Here is a 14,676-nt window from a genome sequence, read left to right on the forward strand (position 1 = left end):
ATCAGAACTGCGCGAACTTCACCGACACTTTTCCGATCGCGCCGAAATCGGCCGCGAGTTTATCGCCGGCTGAGATCGGCAGCGGTGGATGGCAGGTGCCTGTGGTGACGACTTCCCCTGCCCGCAGCGTCAGACCGAGCGCGCGCAGCTCGTTGGCACACCAGGCGAGCGCTATCCGGGGATCGCCGAGCACGTTCTTGCCGTGGCCGATGTAGCGCTCGCCGCGCAGCGTGATGGTCGGGCGGTCCTCGACCAGATCGATCGCGCGCCAGTCCGCTGTCGTTGCGGGTCCGAGCACGAACAGATGCGCGCAGGCGTTGTCGGCGATCAGCTGGGCTTCGCCGGCGGCGACGAAATCGGCAAAACGCGAATCCGGAATCTCGATCGCCGGATGCAGCGTGCCGACGGCATCCAGCACCTCCTGCACGCTGTAAGGCATCGTGCGAGGCGCGAGATCGCGCGCCATGCGGAAGGCGTATTCCGGCTCGCCGACGCGCATCTCGTTGCCCTGCATCGACGCGGTGGCGCCATCCGGTATCACTGTCTCGGCGAGGATGCGCCCGGCGAGCGGTCCCGCGACGTTGATGTGCTTCTGGCCGGCCGCGCTGGTCGCCGCGATCTTCCAGCCGAACAGTTTTTCCCGCGAGGTCTTTTCCAGCTGAGCCTGCACCGCATAGCCCTCGACGCGATCGCGCGGCCGAATTGAGCTATCGAGTGCGTCGAGTTTTGTTCCGGCGAGCCAGTGATCGTGCAGAAACTTCGAGGCGGCGGTGATCTGGTTGTTGTCGAGCATGCTGTTTCACTCCCGCAGGAATTATTTTCTGTTGTGTGCAATCTCAGCACAAACGCGTCGCGCCTGTCGCGTGGGAAAACCGATGCTGAGCTATTCCACCACCCTACCCAATAACGATCCGGGTCTGCGGCGACATCCGCCGCAACAGCCGCAGCATCGAGGCCTTCGTCATCGAGACACAGCCGGCGGTCGGCGAGAAATTCGGCCGCGCCAGATGCAGGAAGACGGCGCTGCCGCGACCGGCGACGCGCGGCGCGGCGTTGTGGTCGATCTCGATGATGAAGTCGTAGAGATGGTCCTCGCGGGTCAGGCGGTCGCCGCCCTGCTCGCGGTCGAGGCGGATCGGCTGGTTGTAGTGACGGTCGGCGGGGTCCTCGCACCAGGCATCCTCGCGGCGGATCGGCCGGGTCGGCAGGAAAGTCGTCGGACGCTGGTGCCGGTCGGCGCGCCACCAGAGCTGGCGCGGATGGAAGACGCCGCGCGGCGTGCCGCCGTCGCCCTCGCGCTTGTTGGCGACGATTCCGCCGCGCCCGAGTGCCACCGGCACGGTCCAGCCGTCGGCCGACAGCCAGCCCCGGCGCGGGTCGCCGGCGGCTGCTCGGACCTCGACGATGGAGAGCGGGCGATCACGTTTGTCTGTCATATAAGTGATTGAAATAGCTGACCTTCCCCTAAGAATCGTTCCAAACTGAGCTTGCCTTGGAGGTTCAGAACATCCTATCTCCCGGCATTACAGGACATTCACGTCCTGCCCCGCCGGATTTGAGGTAGACTGCGTTGCCTTGTGAATCGGTAACAATCGCCTACCTGAGCACATATCTAGCCGATGTTACGGCCATAAGCGCCCTCCGCTTCTGACCGCCCCGCCCCGAAGGATTGTACCTATGGCCAATGCCCGCAAGATCTTGATCGTGGATGACGATACCGATCTGCGCGATACGCTGGTCGAGCAGCTGTCGCTGCACGAGGAATTCGAAGCCTCCGCAGTCGACACCGGCGCCAAGGGCGCCACTGCCGCCAAAGCCAATTCCCCCGATCTGGTCCTGATGGACGTCGGCCTGCCCGACACCGACGGCCGCGAAGTGGTCCGCTCGCTCCGCAAGGGCGGCTTCAAAGCTCCGATCATCATGCTGACCGGCCACGATACCGATTCCGATACGATCCTGGGGCTCGAATCCGGCGCCAACGACTATGTGGCGAAGCCATTTCGGTTCGCGGTGCTGCTGGCCCGGATCCGGGCGCAGCTCCGCCAGCACGAGGCCAGCGAGGACGCGGTGTTCTCGGTCGGCCCCTACTCGTTCCGGCCCGGCTCAAAGATGCTGACCGGCGCCAATGCCAGGAAGGTTCGGCTGACCGAGAAGGAAACCGCGATCCTCCGCTTCCTCTACCGCGCCGGCCAGATGCCGGTCTCGCGCGAGACCCTGCTCCAGGAAGTCTGGGGCTACAATTCCGGTGTCACCACCCACACGCTGGAAACCCACATCTACCGCCTCCGCCAGAAGATCGAAAAGGACGCCGCCAACCCGGAAATCCTGGTGACGGAAGCCGGTGGCTACAAGCTGGTGCCGTGATACGCTTTGCGCTCAACGATTCGTGAAATCGAGGCGCGCCGCGGTTACCGGACCTGAATGTCGATCGATGATGATGTAGCCCTGCTCGAGCGGGTCCCGACAATGCGTCTGTTGGGCGAGAGCTCCTTGCGCATGCTGGCGATCGGATCCGAGCAACGTGATTTCAACGCAGGCGACGTGCTGTTCAAGGCCGGCGACGCCGCGGACGCCGGCTATGTCGTGCAGCGCGGCACCTTCCGCGTCGAGGAAGGGGGCGCCGAGATCATCGCCGGTCCGGGCGCGCTGATCGGCGAGCTCGCATTGATCGTCGCGATGAAGCGGCCGTCGACCGCCACCGCGCTGGAGCGCGGCTCCGTGATCCGCGTCGCGCGCAGCCTGTTCCAGCGCGTGCTGGAAAGCGATCCCGCCGCGGCCCGCCGGCTGCGCGACGAGCTCGCGCTGCGCACCAGCCAGCTCGCTAGCGATATTTTGATGGCGGGCGGGAAGCTGAGCACGTAGCCGCTGTCGTCTTCGCGAAAGCTCATTGATCCTCGGGATGACGGGTGGGGCGGCGGCGCCCTTAAACCTCCATCACCGCCGTCACCGGCACGTGGTCCGACGGGCGCTCCCAGCCGCGCGCGTCCCGGGTGATCTTGAAATCGCTGACCTGATCCTTCAGCGCGCGCGAGACCCAGATGTGATCGAGCCGTCGGCCGCGATCGCCGACGGTCCAGTCCGCCGCGCGGTAGCTCCACCAGGTGTAGACCTTTTCCGACATCGGGATTCGCTCGCGCGCGATGTCGAACCATTCGCCATGCGCCTGGGCGGCGAGCAACTTCTCGGTCTCGACCGGGGTGTGCGAGACCACCTTGAGCAGCTGCTTGTGCGACCACACGTCGTTCTCGTGCGGGGCGACGTTGAGGTCACCGACCAGAATGTGGCGGTCGTCGCCGCGCGGATGCAGCGGCTCGCAAGCTTTCATCTCGTCGAGGAATTGCAGCTTGTGCTCGAATTTAGGGTTGAGCGCGGGATCGGGAATGTCGCCGCCGGCCGGCACGTAGAAATTATGCAGCACCAGCGGCTTTGACAGCTGCGCCTTCTCGCCGAAGGACACCGAGATGTGCCGTGAATCGATCTTGTCGCAGAACGTCCTGATGTCGGTCGTCTCGAACGGCAGGCGCGAGACGATGGCGACGCCGTGATAGCCCTTCTGTCCGTTCAGCGCGACGTGCTCATAGCCAAGCCGCTTGAAACGTTTCAGCGGAAACGCATCGTCGATGCATTTGGTCTCCTGCAGGCACAGCACATCCGGCCGCGCGCTCTTGAGGAATTTGGCGACGGTGTCGATGCGCAGGCGCACCGAATTGATGTTCCAGGTGGTGACGGAGAACCGCATGAGAGGTGCGTCTTAGCACGGTTCTCGCAGCGGATTTCAATTGTCCACAGGGAGCAGAATGGCTAGCCCGGCGAGGTGCCGGGATAGGTCGTGAAGTCGATCTTGAACAGCGCCGGATCGGGCTTCTGCGTCGCGTCGAGATTGTAGACTGCAACGGTCGTGTCGTAGCCCTGCGGGTCGGTGACGGTCCACTGCTTGAGCTTGCCGTCCTTGGCGCCGATCATCAGCAGGAAGCGGCTGGTGCCGACCAGCGCCTGCTTCTCCTCGATCGTGATGCTGACGAACACGTCGTCGGCGGTGACGCTGATGACGTTGGTGTCCTTCATCAGGTCGATGCGATCCGACAGCAGATAGCGCAGCGGGGTCTGCGACAGCGGATAGACGTCCTGGGTGGCGAGCCTGCGGTCGCGCACCGCGACCGAGGAGCCGTCCGCGATCACCTCGATCGGGCTCGGATCGTCATATTCGAAGCGCAGCTTGCCGGGCTTCTGGATGTAGAAATCGCCCTTGGTCTTGGTGCCGTCGGGGCCGACCTGGACGAAATTTCCGACCAGGGTTTGCAGCGACGAGAGATAGGCCGAAACCTTGGCCGCCTGCGCCTTCTGGTTGGCGTCGAAGGTCTGGAAGATGTTGGCGGGCACGTTGCGGCGCGGATCGGGAATCACCGGGTTCGGCGGTGCCTGGGTGGCTCCCGTCGTCGTCGGGCCCTTGTCCGCATTGGTTTGCGCGCCGGCGTCCTTCTTTGGCGCGACCTTGGGTGCGGGCTTCGGCGGCGGCGCATTCTGCGCAGTCGCAGCGCCGGCGATCGCGGCGGTGACGAGAAGAGCCAGCGCGGTGCGCGTGCCGCGGTCAATGAGGTGTTTTGCCATCAGATATGTCAGGTCTCTGTTCGACGCTCGTCCCGCTGCGCCGGATTTTATCCCGCCTCTTCCGAGGGAGATATGGTTTTTCCGTGATGATCGCCCCCGATCAGAACTGGCCTTCTTCCTCCCCGACCAGGATTTCGCGCTTTCCGGCGTGATTCGCCGGGCCGACGATGCCCTCAAGTTCCATCCGCTCCATCAGCGAGGCGGCGCGGTTATAGCCGATCTGCAGCCGGCGCTGGATGTAGGAGGTCGATGCCTTGCGGTCGCGCTTGACGATCGCAACCGCCTGCGTGAACAGATCGCCGCCGCCGTCGCCGCCCATGCCGGTGGCATCGAACACGGCGCCGTCCTCGTCGGTCGGCTCTTCCGCGGTGACGGCTTCCAGATATTCCGGGGCGCCTTGCGTCTTGAGGTGACGCACCACCTTCTCGACTTCCTCGTCCGAGGCGAACGGTCCGTGCACGCGGCTGATGCGGCCACCGCCCGCCATGTAGAGCATGTCGCCCTGGCCGAGCAGCTGCTCGGCGCCCATCTCGCCAAGGATGGTGCGGCTGTCGATCTTCGACGTCACCTGGAAGGCGATGCGGGTCGGGAAGTTCGCCTTGATCGTGCCGGTGATGACGTCGACCGATGGACGCTGCGTGGCGAGGATGACATGCAGGCCGGCGGCGCGCGCCATCTGTGCGAGGCGCTGCACCGCGCCTTCGATATCCTTGCCGGCGACCATCATCAGGTCGGCCATCTCGTCGACGATGATGACGATGTAGGGCAGCGGCTCGAGGTCGAGCTTCTCTTCCTCGTAGATCGCCTTCCCGGTCTCCTTGTCGAAGCCGGTGTGGACGGTGCGCGTCAGCTCTTCGCCCTTGGCCTTGGCTTCGACGAGGCGCGCATTGTAGCCGTCGATGTTGCGCACGCCGAGCTTGGCCATCCGCTTGTAGCGCTCTTCCATCTCGCGCACGGCCCATTTCAGCGCCACCACCGCCTTCTTCGGATCGGTGACGACGGGCGTCAGCAAGTGCGGGATGCCGTCGTAGACGGAGAGTTCGAGCATCTTCGGATCGACCATGATCAGGCGGCACTGATCCGGCCGCAGCCGGTAGACCAGGCTCAGGATCATGGTGTTGATCGCGACCGATTTGCCGGAGCCGGTGGTGCCGGCGATCAGCATGTGCGGCGTGCGCGCCAGGTCGATGATGACGGGGTCGCCGCCGATCGTCTTGCCGAGGCACAGCGGCAGCTTCGCAACCGAATCGACGCTTTCCTTGGCGACCAGAAGCTCGCGCAGATAGACCTTCTCGCGATGCGCGTTCGGCAGCTCGATGCCGATCGCGTTGCGGCCGGCAACCACGGCGACGCGGGCCGACAGCGCGCTCATCGAGCGCGCGATGTCGTCGGACAACCCGATCACACGCGACGACTTGATGCCGGGTGCCGGCTCGAGCTCGTACAGCGTGACCACCGGGCCGGGATTGGCCTTGACGATCTCGCCGCGCACGCCGAAGTCCTGCAGCACGCCTTCGAGCGAGCGCGAATTGGTTTCGAGCTCGGCCTTGCTCAGCGGCTGTCGATCGCTGGCTTTCGGCGCACTGAGCACGGAGACCGAGGGCAGCTCGAACTTGTCGGAATTCTTCTTCTTTGGCTTCGGCTCAGCCTTCTTGCGCGGGGCGCGGGCGGCGGGAGCTTCTTCCTCCTCGTCCTCCTCTTCCTCGACGTCGAAAGCTTCAGCTTCGTCCTCATCATGATCTTCATGCGCGGGCGCGATCGAGGGCGCCGAGCGGCCGCCGCCGATATTCGGCTCCTGGCGCTCGAACGCAGCGCTGCGGCCCTGCGCGCCGCTTGAGACCAGCGATTTGTAGGCGGTGGCCAGCAGCCAGCCAAGCCGCGCTTTGGCACTCATCAGCGCATGGAACAGCCAGCCCAGCGAGACCGAGCTGCGGTCGTTGTCTTCTTCCTCGACGAACGGCTCGTCGTCGTCAGAGATCGGCGTCAACTCGTCGTCCTGCTCCTTGGCGCCCCAGCCGCAGGCGAACAGGAAGCTTGCCGCCATCGCGACGAACAGGATCGAGCCGAGCATGACGCGATAGATGAAGCCGGGCGGGCCGAACACGACAGCCGGCGCACGCAGCAGCGCGTCGCCGACCACGCCGCCGAGCCCGGTCGGCAGCGGCCATGCAGTGTTGTGCGGCCAGCAGCTGGCGAAGCCCGCCGCGATCACCGTGCACAGGATCCAGCAGCCGAGCCGCAGCGCCTCGCGGTCGAACGGGCGATGCGTCAGCATCCGCCAGCCCCACACCGCGACCGGCAGCACCAACATGATCGCGCCAAGCCCGAGGATCTGCATCAACAGGTCGGCGCCGATCGCGCCGGGATAGCCGAGCACGTTGCGGATCGCGCGCGAGGTGGCGTGGCTCAGCGACGGATCCTGCACCGACCAGGTCATCAGCGCCGCCGTGATGGCGCCGGATAGCGCGATCAGGCCGAGCCCGGTGAGTTCGCGCAGCCGTCGCGCCAGCGCCTCGCGGAGCGAGAGCGGCAGATGGCCGACCAGGGGGATGACACGTTCGATCGCTGGCATACTCAATCTTCGCGCTTCGCGATTAACCCAGGGTTTCGACCAGGCGATGCATCGCCTCGGCCGTCGATTCACTGTCGGAGACGAGCGCAAGGCGGATATAGCCCGCACCCGGATTGGAACCGTCGTTCTGCAGGCGCGCCAGGTAGCTGCCGGGAATCACGCGCACGCCGGCGTCGCGATAGAGCCTGACCGCCGCCGCCTCATCGCCGCCGCGCTCGGAGACGTCGAGCCAGACGCAGAAGCCGCCCGCCGGACGCTTGTAGCCGTAGCGGTTGCCGAGGATCTGGTCGGCGAAATCGAACTTGATGCGATAGAGCCTGCGGTTCTCCTCGACATGCGCCTCGTCGCTATAGGCGGCGACCGCGACATGCTGCAGCGGCACCGGCACCTGCGGTGCGGCGACATTGCGCAGCTCGTGGAACGCGGCCAGAAACTTTCTGTCGCCCGCGGCGAAGCCGACGCGCATGCCCGGCAGGTTCGAGCGCTTCGACAGCGACTGGAACGCCACGACATTGCTGAAGTCGTGACCGGCGCATTCGAGAATGCTGCCCGGCGCCTCGCGGGTGTAGATCTCCGAGTAGCACTCGTCGCTCAGGATGATGAAGCCAAAGCGATCGGCGAGCTCTTTCAGCCGCGTGAAATAAGCGCGCGAGGCGACCGAGCCCTGCGGATTGGCGGGCGAGGCAATGAAGAACGCGACGGTGCGCGCCAGCGTCGCCTCGTCGATCGAATCAAGGTCAGGCAGGAAACCGTTGCCGAGCGTGGTCGGCAGGTAGATCTGTTCGCAACCGGCCGCGCGGGCGCCGGCGCCGTAGGCCGGGTAGAACGGGTTCGGCATCAGGATCGCCGGCCGGCCCTTGCGCGGTGCGACATAGCGCGAGGCTGATATCGCGGCTAAGAACAGCCCCTCGCGGCTGCCGTTCAGCACCATCACCTCGCTCTCCGGATCGACCGGCCGCGGCAATTGGAACCGGCTTCCCAGCCAGGTCGCGACGGCGCGGCGGAACGGTTCGATGCCCTTGGCGATCGGGTAGCGGCCGAATTCGGCGGTATGTTTTGCCAGCACCGGCCCGACGAAATCGGGCACGGGGTGCTGCGGCTCGCCTAATGACAACGTAATCAAGGGCTTGGCAGGCTGATAGGGCGCCAGCAGCTCGGTCGTGCGCAGGAAAGGGGAACGCTCGGCCTGGCCGGCGGATGCGACATCGCCGGCGCCCTGCGCCAAGCCGGATGAGGCGGTCATTGCCATGATTGAAATGCCAGCACTTTCACTGCGGTCGGAGGGTAGGGGCGCCGACCGTAAACCGATCAAGTCACCATAGATAGGGCGAGGTTAAGACGCGATTAACCATCGGCGGCGCGGCACGATCGGCCGGCGCGTGATATCAGCGCTGACCCTAGAAAGCGTATCGAAATTGCTCCGAGACATGATCCACCGCCGCGCCGTCCGGGCGCTCATCATCACCGGCAAGCGCGAAGTGCTGCTGATGCGGATTCGCCCGCCGCACGGCGGCGAGTGCTTCTGGATCGCGCCGGGCGGCGGCGCCGAGGGCGACGAGACGGCGGAAGCGACGCTGCAGCGGGAACTGGTCGAGGAGTTGGGGCTGGTCGATTTCGCCTACGGCCCCGTCGTCTGGCGGCGTCACCACACCTTCAATTGGGACGGCCGGCGGATCTCTCAAAAGGAAGAGTACCGGATCGTTCACGCGGATCGCTTCGCGCCCGTGATGGCCGACGAGGCCGAGGCAAGAGTGCTCGATTGCTTCCGCTGGTGGCCGATCGCCGATCTATCCCGCGCGCGGGAGCGCCTGACGCCGCTCGCGCTTGCCGACATCCTCGAACGCTATTTGCGCAACGGCGCGCCGGCCGAGTTGCCCGCCGAGGAGGTCCTGATCGACTGACAGGGCTCGAGCATCGTAGCCCGGATTGCGCTGCGCTCCATCCGGGCTACGCACCCCGATGCGGGGCGGCTACCGCGCCGGCAGCTTCTCGAACGACGGCTTGCCCTCGGGCAGGTGGTGGAAGGTCTGCTTGTCGCAGGTGTAGATCGTCATCTGCGGGGTGAACACCGAGGGGTCGTCGAAGGTGCCGACCTTCAGGATGGTGGCGGGCAGGCCCGGCACCTTGGTCACGAGATGCGTGCCGCATTCCGGGCAGAACTCGCGCGTCACGGCGCGGTCGAGGTCCTTGCGGGTGAACTGCTTGGGTTCGCTGGCGGTGTATTTGAAGCCGGTGGTCGGCATCGCCATGAACATGTTCGGTCCGCCGCCCGTGATGTACTGGCATTCCCGGCACAGGCACTGCGCCGCCATCATCGGCTCACCCTCGGCCTCATAGCGCACGTTGCCGCAATAGCACCTGCCCTGCACCTTCATGACATCCTCCCGTTTTCGTTGTTTGTAGCCTGTCATTCCACAATGGCAGGCAATTCCGACAATATTTTCTCAAGCCGCGGAAAAAAGAAAGGGGCCCCAGCTTGCGCTGGAGCCCCTCAACGGCCCGGACATTGCCGGGTATGTGTCCGGACCGTAGTTCTGGGAACGACCGCTTGGGGAGGTCGCGCCCCGGGAGAACCCAAATCAACGGCCCTCGAGGGCCGTTAATTTTACATGTTGTAGGCGCGCTCCGTGTGCTCGGTGATGTCGAGGCCTTCACGCTCGGTCTCGACGTTTGCGCGCAGGCCGACGATCACGTCGACGATCTTGTAGAGGATCGCCGAACCGATGCCCGACCACACCAGCGTAGTGCCGACACCCCAAACCTGCGAGATCATCTGCGCCGCGAAGTCGTAGTCGGCGACCTTCGGCGGGATCGCGGTGTAGTCGATGATCCCTGCACCGCCGAGCGCCGGGTTGACGAGGATGCCGGTGCCGAGCGCGCCGACGATGCCGCCGACGCAGTGGACCCCGAACACGTCGAGCGAGTCGTCATAGCCGAGCGCGTTCTTCACCACCGTGCAGAAGAACAGACAGACCACGCCGACCACGAGGCCGAGCACGATGGCGCCCATTGGACCGGCGAAGCCGGCCGCCGGGGTCACCGCGACGAGGCCCGCGACCGCACCCGACAGCGCGCCGAGCAGCGAGGGATGGCCCTTGATGATCCATTCCGCGAACATCCACGACAGCGCCGCCGCGGCGGTGGCCACGAAGGAGTTGGTCATGGCGAGCGCAGCGCCGCCATTGGCTTCGAGGTTGGAGCCGGCGTTGAAGCCGAACCAGCCGACCCAGAGCAGCGAGGCGCCGATCATGGTCATGGTCAGCGAGTGCGGAGCCATCAGCTCCTTGCCGTAACCGGTGCGCTTGCCGATCAGCAGCGCGCCGACCAGGCCGGCGATACCCGCGTTGATGTGCACGACGGTGCCGCCCGCGAAGTCGATCGCACCCTTCTTGAAGATCCAGCCGGCATCGGCGTTGATCTCGTCGAGCTTGGCCTGCGCCGCGGTTTTGGCCGCACCGTCAGCCGCGGCGGCGAGCGCCTTGGCGGCATCCTGGATCGCGTCCGGACCCGGCCAGTACCAGACCATGTGCGCGATCGGGAAGTAGATCAGGGTCACCCAGAGCGGGATGAACAGCGCAATCGCCGCGAACTTCATGCGTTCGGCGAAGGCGCCGACGATGAGGGCCGGCGTGATCGCCGCGAAGGTCATCTGGAAGCACATATAGACGAGCTCCGAGATGTTGGCGTCGACCGAGAAGGTCGCCGCCTTCGAGTCCGGCGTGACGCCCATCAGGAAGGCCTTGGAGAAGCCGCCGATGAAGTCGGAGCCGCCGGTGAAGGCGAGGCTGTAGCCGTAGAGGGCCCAGAGCACGGTGACGAGGCAGACCGTGTAGAACACCTGCGCCAGCACCGAGAGCATGTTCTTGGAGCGGACCAGGCCGCCATAGAACAGCGCGAGTCCGGGGATGGTCATCAGCAGCACCAGCACCGTCGAGGTCAACATCCAGGCGTTGTCGCCCTTGTTGACGGTCGGCTCGGCATAGGCGGCGGTCGCGGCGAACAGGCCGACTGCAAGGGCCGCAAGTCCCGCGCCGTAGGGACGCTTGAACGTCATGTTATTTCACTCCTGAGGTCTTAAGGTTTGAGCGCGAAATCAGAGGGCCGCGGCATCGGCCTCGCCGGTGCGGATGCGCACGGCGTGATCGAGGCTGATGACGAAGATCTTGCCGTCGCCGATCTGACCGGTCTTGGCGGCGGAGGTGATGGCGTCGATGGTCTTGTCGACCTGATCGGAATTGACCGCGACCTCGATCTTGATCTTGGGCAGGAAGCTCACGGCATATTCGGCGCCGCGATAGATTTCCGTGTGGCCTTTCTGGCGGCCGTAGCCTTTGACTTCCGTCACCGTGAGACCGTGAACGCCAATGGCGGTCAGGGCGTCACGGACCTCTTCGAGCTTGAATGGCTTAATGATCGCCATAACAATTTTCATGAGTCCTATCCCCGCTTGGGCCCGGTGCGAATGAACACCGGGAGTTTCGACTGAGGTTCACCACGCGGAGGACATCCACTACGCGGGCACAGCCTGGACCCTTAGAATCAAATGCCGTGCCAAACGGTCGGAGTTCGCTAATGGATTATGAATCCGGACCTTTTCCCGCTTTGCGGGAGGGAGTTGCCCCTGCGCTATTCCGTCGCGCCTAAAATATGGTCAGGCCTGTCTAGAACGCAGGCACGGCCAACTCCGAACACAATTCTGCTCAGCCACAGTGCAGGGTACGGTATCCAGACACAGCTGCCAGGCTGTTCCGCAGCCTCTCGATCGGCCGCCGATTCGCGAGCCCGCCGGACGGATTGCGCCGAGGGAATTTGCCGTTGGGCTTCATCGGCTTGCCTGAAATTCCCGCCCCCGGGACGTGACCTGCGCCGAGATCCGCGAAGACAAGCGAAGCCAGTGGCGGGCATCATCGCCGCGCCGTTCTGCGCGAGGCGGACCAGGGCCGTATGCGGCAAAGCGCACCAGGACGGTACAAGTCCCGCACTTTCGGCAGTGCTCGTTACTGAACGTTAGCCGTCTGCCACGTTGTATTTCCGGCGTTAACGCTGCCGATGCTGTCGGTGCGCTATTGGCCGCCTTTATACGTACTTCAGTGACAGGTGGGCCATCATGATTGATCGTATCCGCGCGCTGCTCGAGCAGCAGCCGATGATTTCGCTGGATTTCAGCACGATCACCGACGACACGAATCTCTATGACGCAGGGCTGACATCCTTCGCCACGGTGCAGGTGATGCTGGCGCTTGAGGAAGAGTTCAACATCGAGTTTCCCGAAGCGATGCTCACGCGACGGACCTTCTCGTCGCTCTCCAACGTCGCGGACGCCGTTTCGCGGCTTACACAGCAGGCGGCGTAACACCATGAGCGTGGTGAGAATGATAGAGCCGGTGCCGGCCTCTGCCGGCACGCCGGCCGAGCGCATGCGTCGGGTCGCCAAGATCGCCGCGCAGCAGGTCGACGCGGTTGACCGCGAGAGCCGTTTTCCGGCCGACACCATCGAAGTATTGAAGCGCGAGCGCCTGCTCGGCGTCGCGATCCCCGTCGAGCATGGCGGGGAGGGATTGGGCACGATGGAGATCGCTGATCTCATCGTCCAGCTCGCCCAGGCGTGCGGCTCGAGCGCCATGATCTACGCCATGCATCAGATCAAGACGTCGAGCTTCGTCAGCCACGGCGGCGCCAGCGACTGGCATCTGGCCTATATGCGTCGCATTGCGGCTGAGCAGTTGCTGATGGCCTCCGCGACCACGGAAGCCGGGATCGGCGGCAATTTGCGGAATTCGATCTGTGCGGTTGAAGTGGCGGACGGCCGTTTCTCGCTGACCAAGGAAGCGACCGTCATTTCCTACGGCCGCCATGCCGACGCAATTCTCGCCACGGCGCGGCGCGCGCCGGACGCCGCAAGCTCCGATCAGGTGATGGTTGTCATTCCCGCAGACCTGAACCGCACGCTGGAGCGCACCTCCGTATGGGACACGCTCGGAATGCGCGGCACCTGTTCGGACGGTTTCCATCTTGTCGCGCACGGTGACGCGGCGCAGATCTTCCCCAAGCCGTTCTCGGAGATCGCGGCGCAGTCGATGCTGGCGAGCTCGCATATCTTCTGGGCCGCGACCTGGTTCGGTATCGCCACCGACGCCTTCAATCGTGCGCAAGCGTTCGTCAAGGCTGCGGCGCGCAAGCAGGCGGATGGAAGTCTCCCGCCGGGCGCGCTACGGCTCGCCGAAGCGGCCGCCCTGCTTCAGGAGATGAAGGGTCATCTCACGGCGGCCATTCACCGCTTCGATGCGGCCAAGGGCAATGACGACGCGCTCTCCTCGATCGGCTTCACCGCCGAGATCAACGCGCTGAAGGTCGCCGCGAGCGAGAAGGCGGGGGCGATCGTGCGGCTCGCCATGCAGATCAACGGCATCGTCGGCTACAAGAACGGCACGCCGTTCAGCGTCGGCAGGCATCTGCGCGACGTGACCTCCGCGCCGGTGATGATTTCGAACGACCGCATTCTTTCCAACACCGCGACGCTCCTGCTGATGAGCCGCTTTGATACCAGCCTGAGAGGTTGAGATGGACGCCAAGACGTTCGATGCCACGAGCCTGCTCGACACTCTGTTCGACAAGAGCATCCTGTTCAGGACCGGAGTAGACGGGCTTTATGGCCGCTCCGGCGTTTTCGAAGACGTGATCGAGCGCTTTGAGCGGCTCGTGACCAGCATCGGAGCGCCGGACAAGGCAACCCGCATCCACTTCCCGCCGGGCATGAGTCGCGCCACGCTTGAAGGCAGCGGTTACATGAAGAGTTTCCCGCAGCTTGCGGGCTGCGTGCATTCCTTTATGGGCGGCGAGCGCGAGCATGCGCAGCTTCTCGGCATGATGGCCGCGGGAGAGGACTGGACCGAACTGCAGCAGGCGACGAACGTGGTGCTGACGCCGGCCGCATGCTATCCGCTCTATCCGACCGTTGCCGCGCGCGGTCCGGTGCCCGACGACGGTGTCCTGTTCGAGCTTTCCTCCTATTGCTTCCGCCACGAGCCTTCCAAGGATCCGGCGCGCATGCAGCTGTTCCGCATGCGCGAATTCGTCCGCATCGGGACGGCCGAGCAGGTGTGCGCCTTCCGCGAAAGCTGGCTGGAGCGCGGCAAGGCGATGATCGAATCACTCGACCTGCCATGCGAGGTCGACCTCGCCAACGATCCGTTCTTCGGCCGCGGCGGCAAGATGATGGCCAACAACCAGCGCGACGAAGGACTCAAGTTCGAGCTGCTGATCCCGGTGACCAGTATCGAGAAACCGACGGCCTGCTTGTCCTTCAACTACCATCGCGACCATTTCGGCCAGACCTGGGGCTTGAAGTTCGCGGATGGCAGCCTGTGCCACTCGGCCTGCGTCGGCTTCGGGCTGGAGCGCGTGGCGCTCGCGCTGTTCCGCCATCACGGCCCTGACGTCGAGGCCTGGCCGGCTTCCGTGCGCGAGACGCTTTGGAGCAACTGATTTGGGACAAC

The 14,676-nt window shown here is 64.8% G+C and carries 15 protein-coding genes; 6 read left to right on the forward strand and 9 right to left on the reverse strand.

What is annotated here, in order from left to right:
* Position 1: 1 nt before the first annotated feature.
* Positions 2–793 (reverse strand): 2-keto-4-pentenoate hydratase, encoded by a 792-nt coding sequence (locus tag E2I15_RS30510; protein ID WP_137478300.1) that lies wholly within the window; start codon positions 791–793, stop codon positions 2–4.
* 103 nt (positions 794–896) lie between these two features.
* Entirely contained in the window at positions 897–1,436 is a 540-nt protein-coding gene (locus E2I15_RS30515) for a L,D-transpeptidase family protein (protein WP_137478299.1), read from the reverse strand.
* A gap of 241 nt (positions 1,437–1,677) precedes the next feature.
* On the opposite strand from E2I15_RS30515, the gene E2I15_RS30520 reads away from it, so the two are divergent.
* Together E2I15_RS30520 and E2I15_RS30525 are read left to right on the forward strand one after the other, a co-directional pair.
* Positions 1,678–2,364, forward strand: coding sequence for a response regulator transcription factor (locus E2I15_RS30520; RefSeq protein ID WP_016841446.1), 687 nt, complete (start codon positions 1,678–1,680; stop codon positions 2,362–2,364).
* Positions 2,365–2,421: 57 nt separating this feature from the next.
* Positions 2,422–2,862 carry a cyclic nucleotide-binding domain-containing protein gene (locus tag E2I15_RS30525; RefSeq protein WP_016841445.1) on the forward strand — a complete coding sequence of 147 codons (441 nt, stop codon included), beginning with the start codon at positions 2,422–2,424 and terminating at the stop codon, positions 2,860–2,862.
* 61 nt (positions 2,863–2,923) lie between these two features.
* Here the strand turns inward: E2I15_RS30525 and E2I15_RS30530 are convergent, their stop codons facing one another.
* The 4 genes from E2I15_RS30530 to E2I15_RS30545 form a co-directional block, all read right to left on the reverse strand.
* The gene (locus E2I15_RS30530) at positions 2,924–3,739 is read right to left on the reverse strand and encodes an exodeoxyribonuclease III (RefSeq protein ID WP_137478298.1); all 816 of its coding nucleotides are present in this window, start codon (positions 3,737–3,739) and stop codon (positions 2,924–2,926) included.
* A 62-nt stretch (positions 3,740–3,801) separates the two neighbouring features.
* Positions 3,802–4,608: an outer membrane lipoprotein carrier protein LolA gene (locus E2I15_RS30535; protein ID WP_137478297.1), complete on the reverse strand. Its 807-nt coding sequence runs from the start codon at positions 4,606–4,608 to the stop codon at positions 3,802–3,804.
* Between the two features lie 100 nt (positions 4,609–4,708).
* Complete coding sequence (locus E2I15_RS30540) at positions 4,709–7,186, reverse strand: DNA translocase FtsK (protein ID WP_137478296.1); 2,478 nt, start codon at positions 7,184–7,186, stop codon at positions 4,709–4,711.
* 16 nt (positions 7,187–7,202) lie between these two features.
* A complete protein-coding gene (locus tag E2I15_RS30545; protein WP_137478295.1) occupies positions 7,203–8,429 on the reverse strand; it encodes an aminotransferase class I/II-fold pyridoxal phosphate-dependent enzyme in 1,227 nt (408 codons plus the stop codon).
* A gap of 178 nt (positions 8,430–8,607) precedes the next feature.
* Here E2I15_RS30545 and E2I15_RS30550 point away from each other — a divergent pair, with 178 nt between their 5' ends.
* Positions 8,608–9,081 (forward strand): NUDIX domain-containing protein, encoded by a 474-nt coding sequence (locus E2I15_RS30550; protein ID WP_137478294.1) that lies wholly within the window; start codon positions 8,608–8,610, stop codon positions 9,079–9,081.
* Between the two features lie 69 nt (positions 9,082–9,150).
* Here the strand turns inward: E2I15_RS30550 and E2I15_RS30555 are convergent, their stop codons facing one another.
* From E2I15_RS30555 to E2I15_RS30565, 3 genes are all read right to left on the reverse strand, one after another.
* On the reverse strand, positions 9,151–9,555 hold the full coding sequence (locus E2I15_RS30555; protein WP_016841439.1) for a GFA family protein: 405 nt from the start codon (positions 9,553–9,555) through the stop codon (positions 9,151–9,153).
* Between the two features lie 230 nt (positions 9,556–9,785).
* Positions 9,786–11,234, reverse strand: a complete 1,449-nt coding sequence (locus E2I15_RS30560; protein WP_016841438.1) for an ammonium transporter — start codon at positions 11,232–11,234, stop codon at positions 9,786–9,788.
* 39 nt (positions 11,235–11,273) lie between these two features.
* Positions 11,274–11,612: a P-II family nitrogen regulator gene (locus tag E2I15_RS30565; protein ID WP_026192063.1), complete on the reverse strand. Its 339-nt coding sequence runs from the start codon at positions 11,610–11,612 to the stop codon at positions 11,274–11,276.
* 675 nt (positions 11,613–12,287) lie between these two features.
* Between E2I15_RS30565 and E2I15_RS30570 the strand changes: the two genes are divergently transcribed.
* Genes E2I15_RS30570 through E2I15_RS30580 form a run of 3 tightly spaced genes read left to right on the forward strand, consistent with a single transcriptional unit; the run spans position 12,288 to position 14,665 of the window.
* Positions 12,288–12,533: an acyl carrier protein gene (locus E2I15_RS30570; RefSeq protein WP_016841436.1), complete on the forward strand. Its 246-nt coding sequence runs from the start codon at positions 12,288–12,290 to the stop codon at positions 12,531–12,533.
* Positions 12,534–12,552: 19 nt separating this feature from the next.
* The gene (locus E2I15_RS30575; protein WP_137478506.1) at positions 12,553–13,740 is read left to right on the forward strand and encodes an acyl-CoA dehydrogenase family protein; all 1,188 of its coding nucleotides are present in this window, start codon (positions 12,553–12,555) and stop codon (positions 13,738–13,740) included.
* Position 13,741: 1 nt separating this feature from the next.
* A complete protein-coding gene (locus E2I15_RS30580) occupies positions 13,742–14,665 on the forward strand; it encodes an amino acid--[acyl-carrier-protein] ligase (protein ID WP_137478293.1) in 924 nt (307 codons plus the stop codon).
* The last annotated feature ends 11 nt before the right edge of the window (positions 14,666–14,676 follow it).

Source organism: Bradyrhizobium sp. BR2003 (assembly GCF_009720285.1).
GTDB classification, from domain to species: Bacteria; Pseudomonadota; Alphaproteobacteria; order Rhizobiales; family Xanthobacteraceae; genus Bradyrhizobium; species Bradyrhizobium elkanii.